The organism is uncultured Limimaricola sp. (assembly GCF_964022235.1).
Classification (GTDB): Bacteria; Pseudomonadota; Alphaproteobacteria; order Rhodobacterales; family Rhodobacteraceae; genus Limimaricola.
Genome location: NZ_CAXHZL010000002.1, coordinates 63,913 through 81,616, shown reverse-complemented (window position 1 = coordinate 81,616; position 17,704 = coordinate 63,913). Strand labels below are relative to the sequence as shown.

Genomic DNA, 17,704 nt, shown 5'->3' with positions numbered 1-17,704 from the left:
GGATCAGACCGCGACGGCATGCGGAGCGGTGGCGCGCGGGCCCCGGATCAGCAGCCAAAGCGCAAAGCCGATTTCGGCCAGCGTCACGACGATGAGGAGGGCGACCTTTACGGCCTCCAAGGCCATGGCGTCGGGGAAGGCGAACATCTGTACGCTGTCGACGAGATATCCGGTGCCGCCCACGACCAACCCCGTGCCGATGAGGCGCGGATAAAGCCCCGAGCGCGCGACAAGCGTGCCCAGCAGCACCAGATGCAGGCAGAAAAAGACCTGCCAGATCCAGACGCCCGCGTCGTGGACATGCCGCATCAGCCCTGCCAGCTCCAACCGCTGTGCTTCGGAAAAGCTGCCCAGAGGCACCGCTCGGTCGGCCAGCGCCAGCGAGCCCGCATGAAAGAACAGCATCGCCGCCATCACGGCGACCATCATCAGCCGCGCATAGGAGGCCGCGAGCGAGAGCGTCGCGTTCACCGGTCGAAACATGAAGTAGAGCATGACCGACACCAGCACCTCGGCCGTCATCATCACCACGTCGCCCGCCAGCCCCGCGTAAAACAGCCCGCGATGGGCCGCGATGTTGGCAAAGGTCGCGGCAGGGTCGCCGGGCATGTCGAGCACGCCCGGCACGTACAGGATCGAGCAGCCGCCTGCGAAGGCAATAAGCAGGTAAAGCGCCCCCGTGAGCCGGGCATAGGCGCGGGAGGAAGGGTCTTGGAACATATGCATGACGGGCCTCCATTCGGGCAGGGGTTTGGGGATGGCGTCAGTGTGCGCCCCCTCTCTTGCGCATGGAATTGACCGATTTCGCCGAGCTGATATGCATATCCGTATGGATTGGCGCAGCGTCACCTTCGACTGGAACCGAGCGCGCGCTTTTCTCGTGACTGCCGAAGAAGGCTCGCTCTCCGCTGCCGCCCGCGCGCTCAGGCTGGCGCAGCCGACTCTGGGCCGTCAGGTCGAGGCGCTCGAGGCGGAGTTGGGCTTGGCATTGTTCGAGCGCACCGGGCGCGGGCTGCGCCTGACCCCGGCAGGGCACGAGTTGCTGGAACACGCGCGCCTCATGGGGGAAGGTGCCCGGGCCTTGTCGCTCGCGGCTTGGGGGCAGTCCGAAGCGCTCGAGGGCGAGGTCGCGATCTCGGCCTCTGATGCCTATGCCAGCTACCTGCTGCCGCCGATCCTCGCGCGTCTGCACCGCGCCGAGCCGCGCATCCGCATCGAGGTGGTGGTCTCGAACGACCTGTCGGATCTGGCCCGCCGCGAAGCCGACATCGCAGTGCGCAATATCCGCCCCACCGAGCCGGACCTGATCGCCCGCAAGGTTCGGGAGGCGGCGGCCCGGCTCTATGCCGCACCGGGCTATCTCGACGGTCTCGGGCGGCCTGAAAGGGGCAAGGGGTTTCAGGCGGCGGAGTTCATCGAGATCGATGGGCAGGGAAGCCTGATGGGGCTGCTGAATGCGCAGGGCCTTGGGTTGAGCGAAGCCAACTTCCCTTATCGCTGCCGCAACTTCACGGTGATGTGGGAGATGGTTCGTCGTGGCATGGGGATCGGCATTCTTGACGATCGCATCGGCGATGCCGACCCGATGGTCGAACGCGCCGTGCCGGGCTTCGAGCCGATCGCCTTCCCGATCTGGCTCGTGGCGCACCGCGACATCGCCCGGTCCCGCCGTCTGCGAGTGGTCTTCGATGCCTTGGCGGAGGGGCTCGCATAGAAGGCCGGCCCTTCGTCCGGTCCGGCCGCCGTAAGGGAGCGAGCGGTCGAGCGCCAAGGGACGTTCGGCCCGGAACACCTCGATGAGCCGGAGCCAATCACGGGGGCCGATCTGCTCGCCCGGCGCCGATATGCCGGGGCGACCTGTACCGTCTGGCTCAGGGTAGGACATGGATGCCGGGGACCTGCCGAGGATAGGCAGCCGCGCGACAGGTATGGTTCCGCTTTGCCGCCGCAGAAATCCGATGTACGTATGTCAAAATTCGTGGTGCGTATTCGCCCTTGGTCCGATTTGCAGCGGAGGCAGGGGGGCAGGCGGAAAACAGGAAGTAGGGCGGAATGATACTGATCGGGTTGGATCTGGGCACATCGGGCCTCAAGGCCTTGGCCATCGACGAGGATCAGTCGATCCTGGCCGAGACCAGCGCGGCTCTCTCGGTCGACCGCCCGCGGGACGGCTGGTCCGAGCAGGATCCCGCCGCATGGATCGCCGCGGCCGAGACGGCCGTCGGCGCATTGCTGGATCGGATCGACCGGGACGCCGTGCGCGGCATCGGCCTTTCGGGGCAGATGCATGGTGCCACGCTGCTCGATGCCTCCGACGCGGTGCTTCGTCCCTGCATGCTGTGGAACGACACGCGCAGCCATGTCGAGGCCGCAGCGCTCGATGCGGATCCGCGATTTCGCGAGATCACCGGCAACATTGTCTTCCCGGGCTTCACGGCGCCCAAGCTCGACTGGGTGCGCCGTCACGAGCCGCATGTCTTCGAAAAGATCCGCAAGGTCCTGCTGCCCAAGGATTACCTGCGGCTCTGGTTGACCGGTGAGCATGTCTCGGACATGTCGGACGCGGCCGGGACCGGCTGGCTCGACGTCGCCGCGCGCGATTGGTCCGACCCATTGCTGGCGGCGACCGGGCTGGAGCGCGCGCAGATGCCGAGGCTGGTTGAAGGGGCGGAGGTGTCGGGCACATTGCGGCCGGAGATCGCGGCGCGCTGGGGGCTTTCGGGCAAAATCGTCGTCGCGGGGGGCGGTGGCGACAACGCGGCCTCCGCGGTCGGCATGGGCGTCGTCGAGGCGGGCACGGCCTTCGTGTCGCTCGGCACCTCCGGCGTGCTCTTTGCTGCGACGCAGGGCTTTCATCCCAACGCGGAAAGCGCGGTTCACAGCTTTTGCCACGCCCTGCCAGGCCGTTGGCACCAGATGGGGGTCATTCTCGCCGCCGCCGACGCGATGAATTGGTTCGCGCAGGTGCTCGGCAGCCCGGCCGCCGCGCTGACCGCGGATCTGGGCGATCTGCGGGCACCGTCGCGCACGCTGTTCCTGCCCTATCTCGGTGGTGAGCGGACGCCGCACAACGACGCGCATGTCCGCGCGTCCTTTCTGCACATGGGGCACGACACCGACCGCGCCGCGCTGGTGCGCGCGGTGCTGGAGGGGGTGAGCTTTGCTATCCGCGACAGCCGCGACGCGCTGGCCTCGACCGGCACCCGCTTTGACCGGCTGATCGGCGTCGGCGGCGGCACGCGCTCGGACTACTGGCTGAAGGCGATCGCAACGGCGCTCGATCTGCCGGTCGAACTGCCGGTGGCGGGCGATTTCGGCGGCGCGTTCGGCGCGGCGCGGCTCGGGTTGATGGCGGCGAGCGGGCAGGGGGCCGAGATCGCGACGCCGCCCCCGATCTCGCGGGTGGTGGAGCCGGAGCCGGGCCTGTCCGCGGCCTTCTCGGAGGCGCATGGCCGTTACAAAGAAAGCTACGCCGCGCTCAAGTTTCTGAGCCAGCGCTGAACGGGCGCGTGCGCGGGGCCGCAAGGCCGTGGCGCGTCGGCCCCGCACCCCTTGCCACGTTGTCGATCCTTCGATGCTGGTCTAACCGGTGGCCGAAACCAACCAGAGGGAGCTGTCATATGTCGCGACCGACCGTGCATGACGTGGCGCGCGTGGCCCGTGTCAGCCTTTCCACCGTCGATCGGGTTCTCAACGGGCGCAATGGGGTGCGCGCGGCCACCCAAGAGCGGGTGCGCGCGGCGATGAAGCAGCTCGGCTACGAGCGCGACATCATGGCCGCCAACCTGTCGCGCCAGCGGATCTACGACATTCATTTCGTGATCCCCGACGGCCCGAACAGCTTCATGCGCAACCTCGCGGCCGAGCTCGAGGCGCATGCCCGTATCGCCCTGCGCGACCGAACCGAGATCCACGTCTCAACGGTGCCGCCCTTCGATGGCAGGGGGCTTGCCGCGGGTTTGCGCCGCGCGAGAGAGGCTGGGGCCGACGGGGTGGTGATGGTCGCCACGGAATCGGCGGAGGTGCGGCAGGCCGTCTCGGAGCTGCGCGGCGCCGGGATACAGGTCGTCACGCTGGTGTCGGACCTGTCGGCCTCGATGCGTGGGCATTTCGTGGGCATCGACAACGTCTCGGCCGGGCGCACCGCCGCCGGGCTTCTGGGGCGGTTCTGTCAGGGCCGACCGGGCCGCATCGCGATCGTCGCCGGCTCCATGCTGGTGCGCGACCACGTCGAGCGCAGGCTCGGCTTCGAACAGGTCATGCATGCGGAGTTTCCGACCCTTAACCTGCTGCCGCCCGTCGAGGGCGGCGACGAAGCCGCGCGTGTCGACAGGCTCCTGAGCGACGCCCTTGGGACATACCCCGACATAACCGGTGTCTATAGTCTTGGCGGCGGCAACCGGGGCCTGCGCGAGGCGCTCGACAGGGTCGCGACCGCCGACCGGCCCCGCGTGGTGGTCCACGAGCTGACCGAGCAATCGCGCACAGCGCTGCAGGACGGGGTGTTCGACGCCGTTCTGCATCAGGACATCCACAAGGAGGTGGCGAGCGCGCTCGCGATCATGCGCAATCTGATCGAAGCGGTGCCGATCGATGCGCGGACCGGCCTGATCCACACCGAGATTTTCCTGCGCGACAACCTGCCTTGAACGGTGCCTGCCACCAAAGATGCTTCTCACGTCACCGTCTTTGATGTACGTTAGTCAATAATGTGGCGCCGTGTGCATGGTACAGGCCTGACCGACTTACAATTGAAAGACGAGAGCAGCATGACCGATTTCTTCAAGGGCATCCCGGCGATCCGCCACGAAGGCCCCGACAGTGACAATGATTTCGCTTTTCGCCACTACGCCCCCGACGAGGTGGTGATGGGCAAGACGCTGAAGGAGCACCTGCGCTTCTCGGTCGCCTATTGGCACAGCTTTGCTTGGGAGGGCGGCGATCCCTTCGGCGGCCAGACCTTCGATCGGCCTTGGTTCGGCGAGGGGATGGAGAAGGCCAAGCTCAAGGCCGACGTGGCCTTCGAGATGTTCGAGATCCTCGGCGCGCCGTATTTCTGCTTTCACGATGTCGATGCGCGGCCCGAGGGCGAAAGCTTCGCCGAGAACACCCGCAACCTGCGCGAGATCACCGACTATTTCCAAGGCAAGATGGAGGCGACGGGCACCAAGCTACTGTGGGGCACGGCGAACCTGTTTTCGCACCGCCGCTACATGTCGGGGGCCGCGACCAACCCCGACCCGGATGTCTATGCCTTTGCTGCGGCGACGGTGAAGTCCTGTATCGACGCCACGCACCAGCTCGGCGGCGAGAACTACGTGCTCTGGGGCGGGCGCGAGGGCTACGAGACGCTGCTTAACACCGACATGGGGCGCGAGCGGCAGCAGGCGGGCCGCTTCCTGATCCAAGCCGTCGAATACGCCCGCAAGATCGGCTTTGACGGCACCATCCTGATCGAGCCCAAGCCGCAAGAGCCGACCAAGCACCAGTACGACTACGACGTCGCGACGGTCTACGGCTTTCTCAAGGACTTCGGTCTGGAAAATGAGGTGAAGGTCAATATCGAGCAGGGCCACGCGATCCTCGCCGGTCACAGCTTCGAGCACGAGCTGGCGCTGGCGCGCGAGCTGGGAATTTTCGGCTCGATCGACATGAACCGCAACGACTACCAGTCGGGCTGGGACACCGACCAGTTCCCCAACAACGTGCCGGAGATGGCGCTGGCCTATTACGAGGTGCTGCGCGCGGGCGGGTTCACCACCGGTGGCACGAATTTCGATGCCAAGCTGCGGCGCCAGTCGCTCGACGCCGAAGACCTGATCCTCGCCCATGTCGGCGGCATGGACGCCTGTGCGGCGGGCTTTAAGGCGGCGGCGAAGATGCTGGAAGACGGCAAGCTCGAAGCGGCGCGCGACAGCCGCTACGCGGGCTGGGAGACGGCGGAGGCCAAGGCCATGCTCGCGGGCGGCTTTGAGGAGATCGCGGCCCGGGTCGAGGGCGAGGGGATCAATCCCGCGCCGCGCTCCGGGCGGCAGGAGCGGCTCGAAAACCTCGTCAACCGCTACGTCTGAAAGAAGGCGGCGGCTCCCAAGGGGAGCCGCCGCGACCTGCAAGGCCCCGATGCACGTCCGCCGCCCCGATCATGGGGCGACGAGGCTATGCCTCGCGATGAAGCATGACGCCGCGCCTAGGCCTGAAGGCACGTAATCAGAAAGCCGTTCGGTCCCAGCCGAAGCATGCCATCGGTCTGACGCGCATTTTGGAGGATCTGTGTGTCCATGGCTTTGGAAACGGTGACCGAAGCGCTTTTTCGTCCCAGATAGAAGCCGTGAGGCGTTTCACAGGTGCGGAAGGCGAGCACCGGCTCGGCTGTGTCGAGAAAGGTGATCTGATCGCCGGTCGCCGCCGGAACGGACCGGTGCCAGTCGAGCATTCGCCGGTAGTGTGACAGCACGGAGTTCGGGGCGTCCTTTTGGCCATAGACGGCAGGCGCCTGATGCACGGACTTGACCGGCACCCATGTTTTCATGTCGGCCGAATGGCCGGCATTCGGTGCGTCGCCTTCCCTCGGCATCGGGGTGCGTGCCCCATCGCGACCCGGGTTCTCGGGCCAAAAGTGCAGGCTTCGGGGGCGACCAGCTCGTCATGAGAGAGAGCGGCGGCACCGGCAGGCCCAGCTCCTCGCCCTGATAGAGGCAGACCGAGCCCGGCAGCGACAGCAGCAGCTCACAGCACAGCGTGGCAAAGCGCTCGGGGTCTGCGGCATGGGCGGCCCAGCTTCTGACATGGCGCGGCACGTCGTGGTTGGAAAAGGCTCATGAGGGCACGCCGTAGGGGGCAAGCGCGTCGTAACGGCGAGATCGGCACCAACGTCTCCTGAACCGGCATGGTGGACTACACCACCGGCGCCGATGTTCAGGGCTTTGCCGACAAAATCGAAGAGCGCTTGAACGCGATCCAGTAATCGCGCGTCGGGGCTCCGGTGACCGCCGTCGTCACGGGGGCCCTCTCGGCCTGTGACGGTGGTCCCTGTGCAGCGAGGTCCGCCGCGCCCTTGTGACGGAAGGGCTCGCCCACGAATGCGGCGCTTCAGGGCCACATGACCATCGCAGTCGGGGTCGGCGGTTGCTTCGCCCATCTCTATCTCTTGAACCGGTTTCTTGACCGGGTGCTGTTCCCGGCAAAGGGGCCGCACGCCTCGCGCAACATCAACCGCTCCGGGCGCATCCGGCCCTGGCTGATCCTGTTTCCGACGGTTTTCGCACTCGGGCTCTACCTGCTCTACCCGGTGGTCGGCTCGTTCATCCGATTGCTCTGCAGCCAGTCGGGCGACGGATTCATCGGGATTGGCAACTACACCTCGCTGATTGGATCGGGCGAGTTTCGCACGGCCTTCATGAACAATGTGCTCTGGTCGCTAGTCATGCCCGCCGCTTCTACCATTCTCGGGCTGACCATCGCCCAGCTCACCGATGAGATTGTCTGGGGCAACATTGCTAGGTCGATCAGCTTCATGCCGATGGCGATCCGCTTCGTCGGCGCCTCACTAATTTGGAAGTTCGTCTATGCCATCGACGAGGACATCGGCCTGATCAACGCGCTGCGCGATTGGGTCGGCCTTGCGCCGATCGACGTGCTGCAGCTGTCGTTCTGGAACAACATCTTCCTGATGGTGATCCTGATCTGGGTGCAGACCGGCTTTGCCATGGTGATCCTTTCGGTCGCGCTGTGCGGCATCCCGGAGGAGACGATCGCGGCTGCGATCCTCGACGGTTCCAGCCCGTTCCAGATCTTATGAAGATCTAGGTACCGCAGATCACCGGCACGATCACCATGGTCTGGGCCACGATCACCATTCTCACGCTCAAGGTCTTCGACATCGTCTACGCGATGACAGGGGGCAACGGACTTCCAGATCTTCATCAGGATCACCCTGCCGCTGTCCTTCCCGGCACTCGCGGCCTTCGCGATCTTCCAGTTTCTTTGGACACGAAACGACCTTTTGATCGCCACGGCCTTACTGCCCTCCTCGGACGAGGCCAAGGTGATGCCCGTGAAGATCGCCGATGACCTTCTAAGCTCGCGCGGCAGCGACTGGGGGCATCCTTGCGACCGCGGTCTTCGTGCCGCTCGCGGTGCCGCTCGCGGTGTTCTCCTCCCTGCAACGCTATCTCGCGCGCGGCTGCTGACCGGTTCCGTAAAATGAGGAGATCCGTCATGGCGGAGCTGAAACTCAAGGACGTGGCTAGGACCCATGGCGGGTCGGTCGAGGTTCTCGAGAACATCGATCTGGAGATCGGCAAGGGCGAGCTCGTTGTCTTCGTCGGGCCCTCGGGCTGCGGCAAATTCAATTTGCTGCAGATGATCGCGGGGCTCGAGGAGATCTCCGGCAGCACGCTCGAGATCGACGGGGAGGTGGTCAACGACGTGCCGCCCACGTGTCCGGCATCACGGAGGCCAACGCCGGTGGCGCCATCGGTTTTGCCACCTCGCCCGATCTCTTTGTATGGACGCTGCAGCCGTCGGTCGTCGCGGGCCACTACGGCCAGCTTGAAGTGCCGCAGATCTTCAATGTGGGCTTCAGGTATTACTACCTGTTCTGCACCGCCGAGGAGCATTGGTCCGAGGCGCGCGAGGCCAAGGCGGGTCCCCCGCCGGCCACTGGCAACCACAACCTCACGGCAAACAACGTTCGAGGTCCATGGATTGTGGCGCCGGGCTTTCTCGACGGCGACCTGCCATGCGGCCGCTACGCGGCGCAGATTCTGGAATCGAAGCGGGGCTGGGTCATCAAGGGCTTCGCAGGTGGTGGCAAGGACAGGTTCGACGGCTATGTGATGGACCCGGCACCGTACGAGGTCGGTGCCGAAGGGCATCTTCACATCGGGGCGGCCGGGTAGGGCGGACCACCGCGCGCCGCCAACTGATGCGGCACAGAAAAGCTTCAACGAGGAGAACTACATGCAATACCGCAGGCTTGGCCGTTCCGGGCTCATGGTGTCCGAACTGGCTCTGGGCACGATGCTGTTCGGAGAAACCGGCAGTCGGGGCACCGACGAGGCGACGTCCCGCACCATGGTCGATGCCTTCGTCGATGCGGGCGGCAACCATATCGATGTCGCCAACGTCTATGCGGGCGGCACTTCCGAAGAGATCGTCGGCCGCGCCGTGAAGGGCAAGCGCGAGGAGCTGATCGTCGCTTCCAAGCTGCGCTGGCCGATGGGCGATGGGATCAACGAGGTCGGCCTGTCGCGGCATCATGTCATGGCCTCGGTCGAGGCCAGCTTGCGGAGGCTCGACACCGATCGGATCGACATCCTCTACATGCATGGCTGGGACCCGCTGACTCCGCTCGACGAGACGTTGCGCGCCTTCGACGACCTCGTGAGCAGCGGCAAGATCCGTTATCTGGGCGTGTCGAACTTCAAGGCATGGCAGGTGATGAAGGCGCAGGGTATCGCCGAGCGGCGCGGCTTCCTGCCGCTGTCAGCGGCGCAGTACCAGTACAGCCTCGTGCTGCGAGACATCGAGCACGAGTTCAGCGACCTGCTGGAAAGCGAGGGTCTGGGGCTGGTGCCATGGGGGCCGCTGGGCGGCGGCTTTCTGAGCGGCAAGTATACCTCGTCCGACCGCGCCCCGCGCAGCGAGGGCCGCGTGGCCGAAGCCAATACCGACTACGAGGAAAGTTGGGAGCGCCGCGCTACGACGCGCAACTGGGCGATCATCGCCGAGGTCGAGCGGATCGCCACGGCGCATGGTGCCAGCGTGCCGCAGGTGGCGCTGGCCTGGCTGCTGCGGCGGCCTTCGGTGGCCTCGGTGATCCTCGGCGCCCGCACGATGGGCCAATTCGAGAACAACTTGGGCGCGCTGGGCTTGGCTCTAAGCGATGCCGACATGCAGGCGTTGGACGAGGTGTCGGCGCCCGAAACGCTCTACCCCTACAGAATTGGCCATCCTGACAAGCGATAGGCGAATGCCGGGCCTGTGAGGCCCAAGGCGCGAGGCCGGATTGATCATCCGGCCTCGCACCGGTTGAAGGTTTGGCCTCCGAAGGCAGCACTTCGGAACGAAGGACGGCCTCGGCTTCGGCGCGAAACCCGGTAAATCTGCGCTGCGTGCGCGGATTCATCCGTGCGCCGGGAAACCCGGGGCGGCGGTAGCCTTGGCGATCAGGTGCCGCGTTGTCGCCGCCGCCGCATCGTGGTGCGAGAACCCGACCATCATGTCGGCCGGGTCGGGTCAGGTCTCCGTCACCGGCACCACCGGGCAGCCCGCCCGGTCCAGACGCCGCTGCGCCGCCTCGGTCTGGTCGATGCCCGCGACGATGAGCCCGGCAGGTCGCTGGCGCAGGAACACGCCGAGCAGGTTTTCCTCATCGCGGAGTCATAGCGTGTGATGCCGTATTGGACGTCGGCGCGGCTCTCGGCGAGGCGGTCGTAGATGCCCGACAGCACGTCGGTGAACACCGTGATGGTGGCCTAGGGGATCAGCACGCCGATCACGTCCGAGCGCCCCATGGCCAGCTCTCGCGCCGCCGGGTCCGGCACATAGCCCAGCATTGCCACCGCCGCGTCGATCCGCGTCCGGGTCTCTGGCTGGACCGTGTCGGGCCATCTCAGCGCGCGGCTCACCTTGATCGGCGACACGCCTGCCCGTGCAGTCACCTCGGCCAAGGTCACCCGTTTCGCCATATCGCTCCCCCCCCCTCGACGGATGACAGCGCTGTCATCCAATGATAGCGCTGTCATCGTCGCGGCGAGGAGTGGCTGCGGCAAAGGAGGTGGCACGGTGGACAAGCAGACCCCGGTTCTGGTGATGGGCGTGAGCGGCGCGGGCAAGAGCACCGTGGCGCAGGGCCTCGCAGAGCGTCTGGGCGGCGTTTATGTCGATGCCGACGATCTGCATCCCGAAGCAAACGTCGCCGCCATGTCGCGTGGAGAGCCGCTGACGGACGACATGCGCTGGGGCTGGCTCGACCGGGTCGCCGAAGCGGTGGCCTCGACCGAACCTTTCGCGATATTTGCCTGCTCCGCTCTCAAGCGCATTTACCGCGACCGTCTGCGTGGGCACCTGGGCGATTTCCCCATCGTCTATCTCGATGGCGACTACGCGCTGCTGCGCATCCGCATGGCCAAGCGCGAGGGGCATTACATGCCGGTCTCGCTGCTCGACAGCCAGTTCGAGGCACTCGAGCCGCCCACCCCCGAGGAGAGGGCCATAGCGGTGTCTGTCGCGCCTGCGCCGGACGAGATCGTCGCACAGGCGCTGACACAGCTTACATCTCGCCTGCAGGGAGGACCCGACGGGTCCGGGCAGGCACACACTCCGAGCAAGACTTTATAACCAAGATCTTTACCGTCGCCCTCGCAAAAGTGCTGCCCCTGTCGGGTGTGGCCATCTCATAGGGCTACAGCTTCTGCCTCCGGTCGTCCGACCCCGCAGGCAACCCCAACTTCGCGCTTCAGAAAGAGTGGGTCGAGAGCGTGAGCGAAATGCCCGAGGACCGGATCGCGGTCGCGATGCTTCCCAACGAAGCCATCGTTGCCCACAACGAGACGCAGGACGCGATCACGGCCAGCATTCTTGATGGCCACATCACCGACAGCTCGTATTTCTCGGGCAAGGACCCGGCCCGCGGCCCGATCGCCAACCCCGTTGGCGCTTAGGGCGACCCACGGCGGATGTCCGACTTCGTGGAAGCCGGCGGCGCAGATCTGATGAACGAGCTGGTCGAGCCTTGCAGCCTGCACTTCATCGGCGCGACCACGTCGCAACACACCACAACGAGGGAGAAGGCCAAGCGACCAGGGATCACACCGACATCGCGCCGCCCCGTGACAAGGGCGCGCCGATCGCGCGGCCAGGGCCTTGGGCGCTGCGGGCGCGAAGCGGTATTCACGGCCAAGGCGGAAGCACGGCCACCCGCCTGCAGACGGGGCTGGGCTTCCCGAGACTACGGCGGTGGCCCCCACGACCGAAGTATCAACCCTAGTCGACTTCCCGAATTGCTGACGAGGCGCTAGCCGCGATCCCCGCTTGCGACAGGATCGGCAGCGTGTTTTGCAAACGCGCCGCAGCTTCTCAATGCGCCGAACCAATTGTTGAGACTCAAGGCTCGTGCTGTCGGGCTGGGTGCTGTCAGCCAGCTGGGGCGCATATCTCCACAACCGCTCGATGATTGCAGGACCGCGGCAGGGTTTCGAAGCGAGTTGGGCGATGAAAGCGCATGGACCCGGCGGCGGTTTTCGCCTTCACTCCGCGCCGGGAGAAGGAGAGACATCCATGAATCTGGCAAGGCTTTGCGCGGCGCGCGCGGTGGAGGGGCGGCCCGTGACCGCCGGTCTGATCGGCGCGGGCAAGTTCGGCTCGATGTTCTTGGCGCAGGTGCCGCATGTTGAAGGGCTCGAAGTCGCGGCGATCGCCGATCTCGATCCCGATCGCGCCCGCGCCGCCTGCCGCGAAGTGGGTTGGAGCGAGGGCCGCATCGAAGCCACGCGCTTTGTCGCCGACGGGGCTGCGCTTGCTGCGATGGACGGGGTCGAGGTGGTGATCGAGGCGACCGGCCATCCACGCGCGGGCATCCGCCACGCGCTGGCTGCCATCGGCGCGGGTCGCCACGTCGTGATGGTCAACGTCGAGGCCGATGTGCTGGCTGGCCCCGTGCTGGCGCGCCGTGCCGCCGAGGCGGGCGTGGTCTATTCCATGGCCTTCGGCGACCAGCCGGCGCTGGTCTGCGAGATGGTCGATTGGGCCCGCTCGAACGGGTTTCGGGTTGTCGCGGCGGGCAAGGGGACGAAGTATCTGCCGGGTTATCACGAGGTGACACCCGAGGCGGTCTGGGAACACTACGGTCTGACGGCCGAGGAGGCGAAGAAGGCGGGGATGAACCCGCAGATGTTCAATTCGTTTCTCGACGGCACCAAGAGCGCGATCGAGGCGGCGGCGATCGCCAACGCCACCGGGCTTTCGGTGCCCGAAGAGGGGCTGGCCTTCCCGCCCTGCGGCGCGGATGACCTCGCCCGCGTGCTGCGGCCGCGCGAGATCGGGGGGCAGCTGGAGCGGACGGGCATGGTCGAGGTGGTTTCGAGCCTCGAGCGCGATGGCCGCCCCGTGTTTCGCGACCTGCGCTGGGGCGTCTACGTGGTGATCGAGGCGCAAAGCGACTACGCCGCCGCCTGCTTTCGGCAATATGGCCTGCCGACCGATGAGACGGGGCGCTATGCCGCGATGTACCGGCCCTTTCATATGATCGGTCTGGAGCTTGCGACCTCGGTGCTCTCGGTCGCGCTCAGGGGCGAAGCCACCGGCGCCGCTTCGGGCTTTCACGCGAGCGTCGCCGCCATCGCGAAGCGCGACCTCGCGCGGGGCGACCGGCTCGACGGGGAGGGGGGCTATACCGTCTGGGGCCAGGTGATGCCTGCCGCACGGGCCGCGCGCGACGACGTGCTTCCGATCGGCTTGGCACAGGGGATCACCTTGCGCCGGGCCGTGGCCAAGGGCGCGGCCCTGCGATTTGCCGACGTGGAGATCGCCGAGGACGAGGCGGTGCGGCTCTACCGGGACTGCCTCGCCCTCGCAGCGGGTTAACTGGGCATCGCCGTGCCAGACAGTGCGTTCGGCCACCCGGCACTCAGCCGTCTCGGCGACCGAGGCGGCGTTGATACTGCAATGGTGATAGAGATCGGCGATGCTGGTAGTCCGGTCGAACTGCTCGACCCCAAGCGACGCCGTGCCCTGTCCATACATCGCGCGCATCAAGGACGATGCGGACCCTCTCATCGGCTGAATGGTGCTTCCGCATGCGCCGACGGATGTCCCTCACCAGCGACTCCGGCGTCTGTTAGGCTGTTTCGAGTTTCTGTCTTATCTCCCCTTCTTGATAGTTGCGATGAGCCAGAAACCCTCCGTTACAAAATCAACTCAGATGTCACAGAGGTGCTGACGGGGGGCAGGCACTGCGATCCATCGCAGGATCCGCGCTGGGAGGGGCATAGGCTCTGGTCATTGCTTCCCTTCTGAATTCTGCAGCGAGAGTGATCGCCGGGTCGATGTCGTCGGAAGCGTTCGCGGCTGCGCTTTCGAGATAAGCCGCAGCGCGCCCCTTTAGAATGATCTGGCGGGCAGTGATCAGGTCGAGGGCTGACAGGTTCCGTCGGCCAATGGCCTCGGAGGTCTTCCGACCGATCAAGCCCGCCCATGATTGAGAAAAGTACGCGTCCCGCAGAACGTCCATATGGGCGACGACAGAGTTGCATGCCTTCTCGCTCAGTCCCTCCTGCGCCAGCGACTTCCATTCCTGTTCGCCGAGGCGTGCCAACTGGCCATGCGTCGTCATCAGCCAATGCGCATGTCCTGACACGAGATCGGCGCGTTGTCCCGCCTCGACTGCGTTCGGCGTGCCATCTGCGAGGGCGAGGAGCTCATGCTTTGCAATCTGAGCCTGCGCGTCGCGCAGGCTGTGCTCCAGCAGACGCCGGGCCTCTTCGGGGGAAAGGTTTTGGGGGTGTCCGCAAACCGTGTTGGTCGGCTGTCCGGGCAAAGCTTGAGGTCACAGCTACTACTTCGGCTTTGCCAGAATCACCGTATTGCCATCTGGATCGCTTATCTGCGCAAACAACGCAAAATACCCGGCGACAATCTCCTCCATTTCCAGACCAGCTATCGCTATGCCACCGCAGAAATAGGATCTCTCATGTCACTGACACCAGTTTGTATTTGCCGCAAACGGTCAAACAATCTGAAACGCTCCCGTGTCCCTAAACGCCTGCCAGTGTGAGAACGTAGGGTATTCGGTCGCCACGAAGCTATCTCTATCAATATCTTCATAGCTAAAAAACTTGATTTCAGATGCTTCGCCGCCATCGGCGGCATAGTCAGAATTTGATATATAGCCATGCGCGAGCAGGGAGATATTTTGCAGCTGATCCCCATTCGGATAAGTGTGCTGCTCTACGTTTGGGTCTGAAGACAAGCCGAATGCGGTGACTTTTTCTATAGTTGCGTTTGCCTCTTCCATGGCCTCTCGAAAGACCACGTCCATCAGAGATTCACCCAATTCCATCGACCCGCCTGGCAGGCCCCATAGGCCACTGTCTGTTCGCTTAATTAAAAGAAACCTACCCGCAGAATCTTCGATCAACACGCGCGCACCGATTGCCAGGAGGCACCTGCTTCCGACCAGAGATCGCAGTTGCCCCAAATAGCTCTCGGAAAACCGCATGACATATCTCCTATGCAAATTGCAAAATACCTTGAACCGAACAGTTTGCGGACATTTGCGTACGAAACCTTATACGTCAATATAGGCTCGGAGCGGACATCTGCCTATCATAGCGGCGCATCATGAGGCTTTCATGATGTCCGCAGGTCGCATCCCTGCCAGCCTCGCTTCCAGCCAGCGTATGTACCCGCCAAGATACTTGGTGGCCGGCCCGCAGAACGGCCTGATGAACTTGTTGTAGCGAGCGTGGAGCGAGTTCACAGTCTGGATGTGGTAGCAACCTGCTGTCACCCGTGTGCCCGCCTTACTGCCAACGACGACGTGTTCGATCGCACCTCGTGCAGCGAGTTTCCTGTATCGCTTGGTGCCATCGGAGCACAGCACGATATCGGCAGAGACCAGAGGCAGCATCGCTCGCACCAAGGTTTTGCCACCGTGATTAGGCAGGCGTTGAAAGTGGCGCGTCCCGCTGCGGTCGGCGACCGTCAGGATAGGAAGCTGCCATCTGGACAGGCCCCGCATCTTCTTCAAGCCCTTGGTCGTATAGTCCTCCCATCTATGCCTCGGAGGTTTCACGACGGTCTTGGGGTCAGCGAAGTAGCGGACCCATTCCCGAGATCCTTTCCGCGACTCCTGTTGATAGGTCTCGTCAGCCTCGACGATTCCAGTGAAGCTCGCGTTAGAGCTGCTTCCAATGATCGAAAACATGAGCAGTCGCCAACGCCAGATAGTGTATTTGTTGAGACCAAGGCGGTCTGCGAGCTTGCGCACCGACTGCGGAGCCGCATCCCCGAGCATGTCTCGACGCGCGGCCATGAACAGGTCAGGTCTGTGTATGCGACCGATGGCGGAGCCTGTTCGGCCGGAGTAGGTCTTCTAGCAGCCGCCGCATCGGTAGCGCTGGACTTGGATGCGCGTGCATCCCCATTTCTGTCGCCTGCCGTCGCCGCAGTGTGGGCAGCTGCATTCTCGGTTCGTCCGGGCCTCGATCTATGAGATCGCCTCCGACCTTCGCCGGAGAACGCGAATCTTGGATTGTGGGTCTTCGATTTGAGCTGGGTTCAGCCCATCGACGGCGGCCAGGAGACGGCGAAAGTCGTGGTGAAGCAAGGGCATCCTCCGCAGAAAAGCGGATGAATATAGGCTCTTTCTTCACAGAACGAAGTCTACCAACTCGATTTGCGGACACCCCCAAGGTTTTCGTGTTCCATGGCCCAAAATACAGCTTCGCTCTGCGCTGTCGCAATGGCGGCAAGGCGCCTGGCGGCCGGTAATCCACAGGTTTGTAAGCTCAACTACATTACGGCAGGCGCTCCACGCCTGACCAGCGTGCGAGGTAGTCGACGGCGCTACGTATAGACGACGCCTCTTCGGAAGACATGGTTTATTGCCATCATGCCGCCCTCTATCGAGAGCAGGCCGTCCGAGATCCCCGTCATCCAGTACCATGGTGTGACAGCTCCGTGTGAAGCGCCCCAGTCATGTTCAGGGGCCCTGGAATACAGCGGTTCCTTCTCCTGAGTGCTCATGTCCATAACGAACCCGCCGCGCTCGAATGCGTCGCATAGCGATGGCGGTTGCCGCCTCAGAGCCATGCGATAGCAAGGCAAAGCCGGCCACGATCTGTGGCCGGCTGAGGTAAGGTTGCATAGGGTCGGGCGAAACGTGGGGCTGCTCAGACCACCTGTACGGACAGGGTTCCAAGTCCTTCAATACTTGCCTGCATGGTGTCGCCACGCGAAATGGCGCCGACGCCAGAGGGCGTGCCTGCCATGATCACATCCCCTGCAGCGAGGTCGAAGTATTCTGAAAGGTAGGAGATCATCTCTGGCACCTTCCAGATCATCTGGTTCAGATCGCCTTCCTGCACCAATTTGTCGTTGACCTTCAGTTCGATGCGGCCTTGGTCGGGGTGGCCGGTCTGCTCCACCGGGATTAGGGGAGCGACAGGGCCGGAGCGCTCGAATGCTTTGCCGATCTCCCAAGGGCGGCCCATCTTCTTTGCGTTGCCCTGCAGGTCGCGCCGGGTCATGTCGAGAGACACTCCGTAGCCCCAGACGTGATCAAGCGCACTTTCGACGGCGATGTTTTCACCGCCGGATTTAAGGGCCACCAGAAGCTCGACCTCGTGATGCACGTCGTTGCTGTGCGGCGGGTAGGGAAACTCGCCCGAAGCATCGAGGTTGTTGGGGTTCTTCTGGAAAAAGAAAGGCGGTTCGCGGTCAGGATCATGACCCATCTCGACCGCATGAGCAGCGAAGTTTCGGCCAATGCAATAGACGCGGCGGACCGGAAACTGTCCCCCCTCAGACGTGGGGATGGCCGGGACAGGCGGGGTCGGGATAACGAAGTCGGTCATGTCTAGCCTCGCTGAGCTGGGATTCGAGATAACCCTAGCTGGCGCAATGACCGCGATCAATAGAAATCAATCACGATGAGAGGCCTATAAATTAACCAATTGCACATTGATTGCGATAAAACTTG

General features: G+C 64.3%; 16 protein-coding genes and 3 pseudogenes. 12 read left to right on the top strand and 7 right to left on the bottom strand.

The annotated features are described in order from the left end of the window. Positions 1–3: 3 nt before the first annotated feature. Positions 4–726 carry a DUF4386 domain-containing protein gene (locus tag AADJ02_RS02860; RefSeq protein WP_341211481.1) on the bottom strand — a complete coding sequence of 241 codons (723 nt, stop codon included), beginning with the start codon at positions 724–726 and terminating at the stop codon, positions 4–6. Between the two features lie 103 nt (positions 727–829). Between AADJ02_RS02860 and AADJ02_RS02855 the strand changes: the two genes are divergently transcribed. The 4 genes from AADJ02_RS02855 to xylA all read left to right on the top strand — a co-directional run bounded on the left by AADJ02_RS02855 (position 830) and on the right by xylA (position 6,071). After that, entirely contained in the window at positions 830–1,714 is an 885-nt protein-coding gene (locus tag AADJ02_RS02855) for a LysR family transcriptional regulator (protein ID WP_341211480.1), read from the top strand. Between the two features lie 341 nt (positions 1,715–2,055). Next, entirely contained in the window at positions 2,056–3,501 is a 1,446-nt protein-coding gene (gene xylB, locus AADJ02_RS02850; RefSeq protein ID WP_341211819.1) for a xylulokinase, read from the top strand. A 119-nt stretch (positions 3,502–3,620) separates the two neighbouring features. Continuing rightward, the gene (locus AADJ02_RS02845; RefSeq protein ID WP_341211479.1) at positions 3,621–4,649 is read left to right on the top strand and encodes a LacI family DNA-binding transcriptional regulator; all 1,029 of its coding nucleotides are present in this window, start codon (positions 3,621–3,623) and stop codon (positions 4,647–4,649) included. A gap of 120 nt (positions 4,650–4,769) precedes the next feature. Next, positions 4,770–6,071 carry a xylose isomerase gene (gene xylA / locus AADJ02_RS02840; RefSeq protein ID WP_341211478.1) on the top strand — a complete coding sequence of 434 codons (1,302 nt, stop codon included), beginning with the start codon at positions 4,770–4,772 and terminating at the stop codon, positions 6,069–6,071. Positions 6,072–6,187: 116 nt separating this feature from the next. On the opposite strand, the gene AADJ02_RS02835 is transcribed toward xylA, so the two are convergent. Continuing rightward, positions 6,188–6,529, bottom strand: a complete 342-nt coding sequence (locus AADJ02_RS02835; protein WP_341211477.1) for a hypothetical protein — start codon at positions 6,527–6,529, stop codon at positions 6,188–6,190. 570 nt (positions 6,530–7,099) lie between these two features. Here AADJ02_RS02835 and AADJ02_RS02830 point away from each other — a divergent pair. From AADJ02_RS02830 to AADJ02_RS02810, 5 genes and pseudogenes are all read left to right on the top strand, one after another. Beyond that, positions 7,100–7,905 (top strand): annotated as a pseudogene (locus AADJ02_RS02830) (sugar ABC transporter permease); the annotation flags it as partial. Next, a pseudogene (locus AADJ02_RS02825) lies at positions 7,898–8,206 on the top strand (ABC transporter permease subunit); the annotation flags it as partial. The pseudogenes AADJ02_RS02830 and AADJ02_RS02825, both read left to right, overlap by 8 nt. An 11-nt stretch (positions 8,207–8,217) precedes the next feature. Continuing rightward, positions 8,218–8,433: pseudogene (locus AADJ02_RS02820) on the top strand (ATP-binding cassette domain-containing protein); the annotation flags it as partial. Between the two features lie 5 nt (positions 8,434–8,438). Beyond that, complete coding sequence (locus AADJ02_RS02815) at positions 8,439–8,900, top strand: hypothetical protein (protein WP_341211834.1); 462 nt, start codon at positions 8,439–8,441, stop codon at positions 8,898–8,900. Positions 8,901–8,961: 61 nt separating this feature from the next. Beyond that, positions 8,962–9,969 (top strand): aldo/keto reductase, encoded by a 1,008-nt coding sequence (locus AADJ02_RS02810; protein ID WP_341211476.1) that lies wholly within the window; start codon positions 8,962–8,964, stop codon positions 9,967–9,969. Between the two features lie 509 nt (positions 9,970–10,478). On the opposite strand, the gene AADJ02_RS02805 is transcribed toward AADJ02_RS02810, so the two are convergent. Then, positions 10,479–10,691, bottom strand: coding sequence for a LacI family DNA-binding transcriptional regulator (locus tag AADJ02_RS02805; RefSeq protein ID WP_341211475.1), 213 nt, complete (start codon positions 10,689–10,691; stop codon positions 10,479–10,481). 97 nt (positions 10,692–10,788) lie between these two features. On the opposite strand from AADJ02_RS02805, the gene AADJ02_RS02800 reads away from it, so the two are divergent. The 3 genes from AADJ02_RS02800 (at position 10,789) to AADJ02_RS02790 (ending at position 13,587) form a co-directional block, all read left to right on the top strand. Beyond that, positions 10,789–11,343 carry a gluconokinase gene (locus AADJ02_RS02800; RefSeq protein ID WP_341211474.1) on the top strand — a complete coding sequence of 185 codons (555 nt, stop codon included), beginning with the start codon at positions 10,789–10,791 and terminating at the stop codon, positions 11,341–11,343. A 140-nt stretch (positions 11,344–11,483) separates the two neighbouring features. After that, positions 11,484–11,666 (top strand): hypothetical protein, encoded by a 183-nt coding sequence (locus tag AADJ02_RS02795; RefSeq protein WP_341211473.1) that lies wholly within the window; start codon positions 11,484–11,486, stop codon positions 11,664–11,666. 616 nt (positions 11,667–12,282) lie between these two features. Beyond that, the gene (locus tag AADJ02_RS02790) at positions 12,283–13,587 is read left to right on the top strand and encodes a Gfo/Idh/MocA family oxidoreductase (protein ID WP_341211472.1); all 1,305 of its coding nucleotides are present in this window, start codon (positions 12,283–12,285) and stop codon (positions 13,585–13,587) included. 340 nt (positions 13,588–13,927) lie between these two features. Here AADJ02_RS02790 and AADJ02_RS02785 read toward each other — a convergent pair whose 3' ends face one another. The 4 genes from AADJ02_RS02785 to AADJ02_RS02770 all read right to left on the bottom strand — a co-directional run bounded on the left by AADJ02_RS02785 (position 13,928) and on the right by AADJ02_RS02770 (position 17,579). After that, positions 13,928–14,539: a hypothetical protein gene (locus AADJ02_RS02785; RefSeq protein ID WP_341211471.1), complete on the bottom strand. Its 612-nt coding sequence runs from the start codon at positions 14,537–14,539 to the stop codon at positions 13,928–13,930. 189 nt (positions 14,540–14,728) lie between these two features. Beyond that, the gene (locus AADJ02_RS02780; protein WP_341211470.1) at positions 14,729–15,220 is read right to left on the bottom strand and encodes an NUDIX domain-containing protein; all 492 of its coding nucleotides are present in this window, start codon (positions 15,218–15,220) and stop codon (positions 14,729–14,731) included. Positions 15,221–15,340: 120 nt separating this feature from the next. After that, a complete protein-coding gene (locus tag AADJ02_RS02775; RefSeq protein WP_341211469.1) occupies positions 15,341–16,036 on the bottom strand; it encodes an IS1595 family transposase in 696 nt (231 codons plus the stop codon). An 859-nt stretch (positions 16,037–16,895) separates the two neighbouring features. Further along, positions 16,896–17,579 carry a fumarylacetoacetate hydrolase family protein gene (locus AADJ02_RS02770; RefSeq protein ID WP_341211468.1) on the bottom strand — a complete coding sequence of 228 codons (684 nt, stop codon included), beginning with the start codon at positions 17,577–17,579 and terminating at the stop codon, positions 16,896–16,898. Positions 17,580–17,704 lie beyond the last annotated feature (125 nt).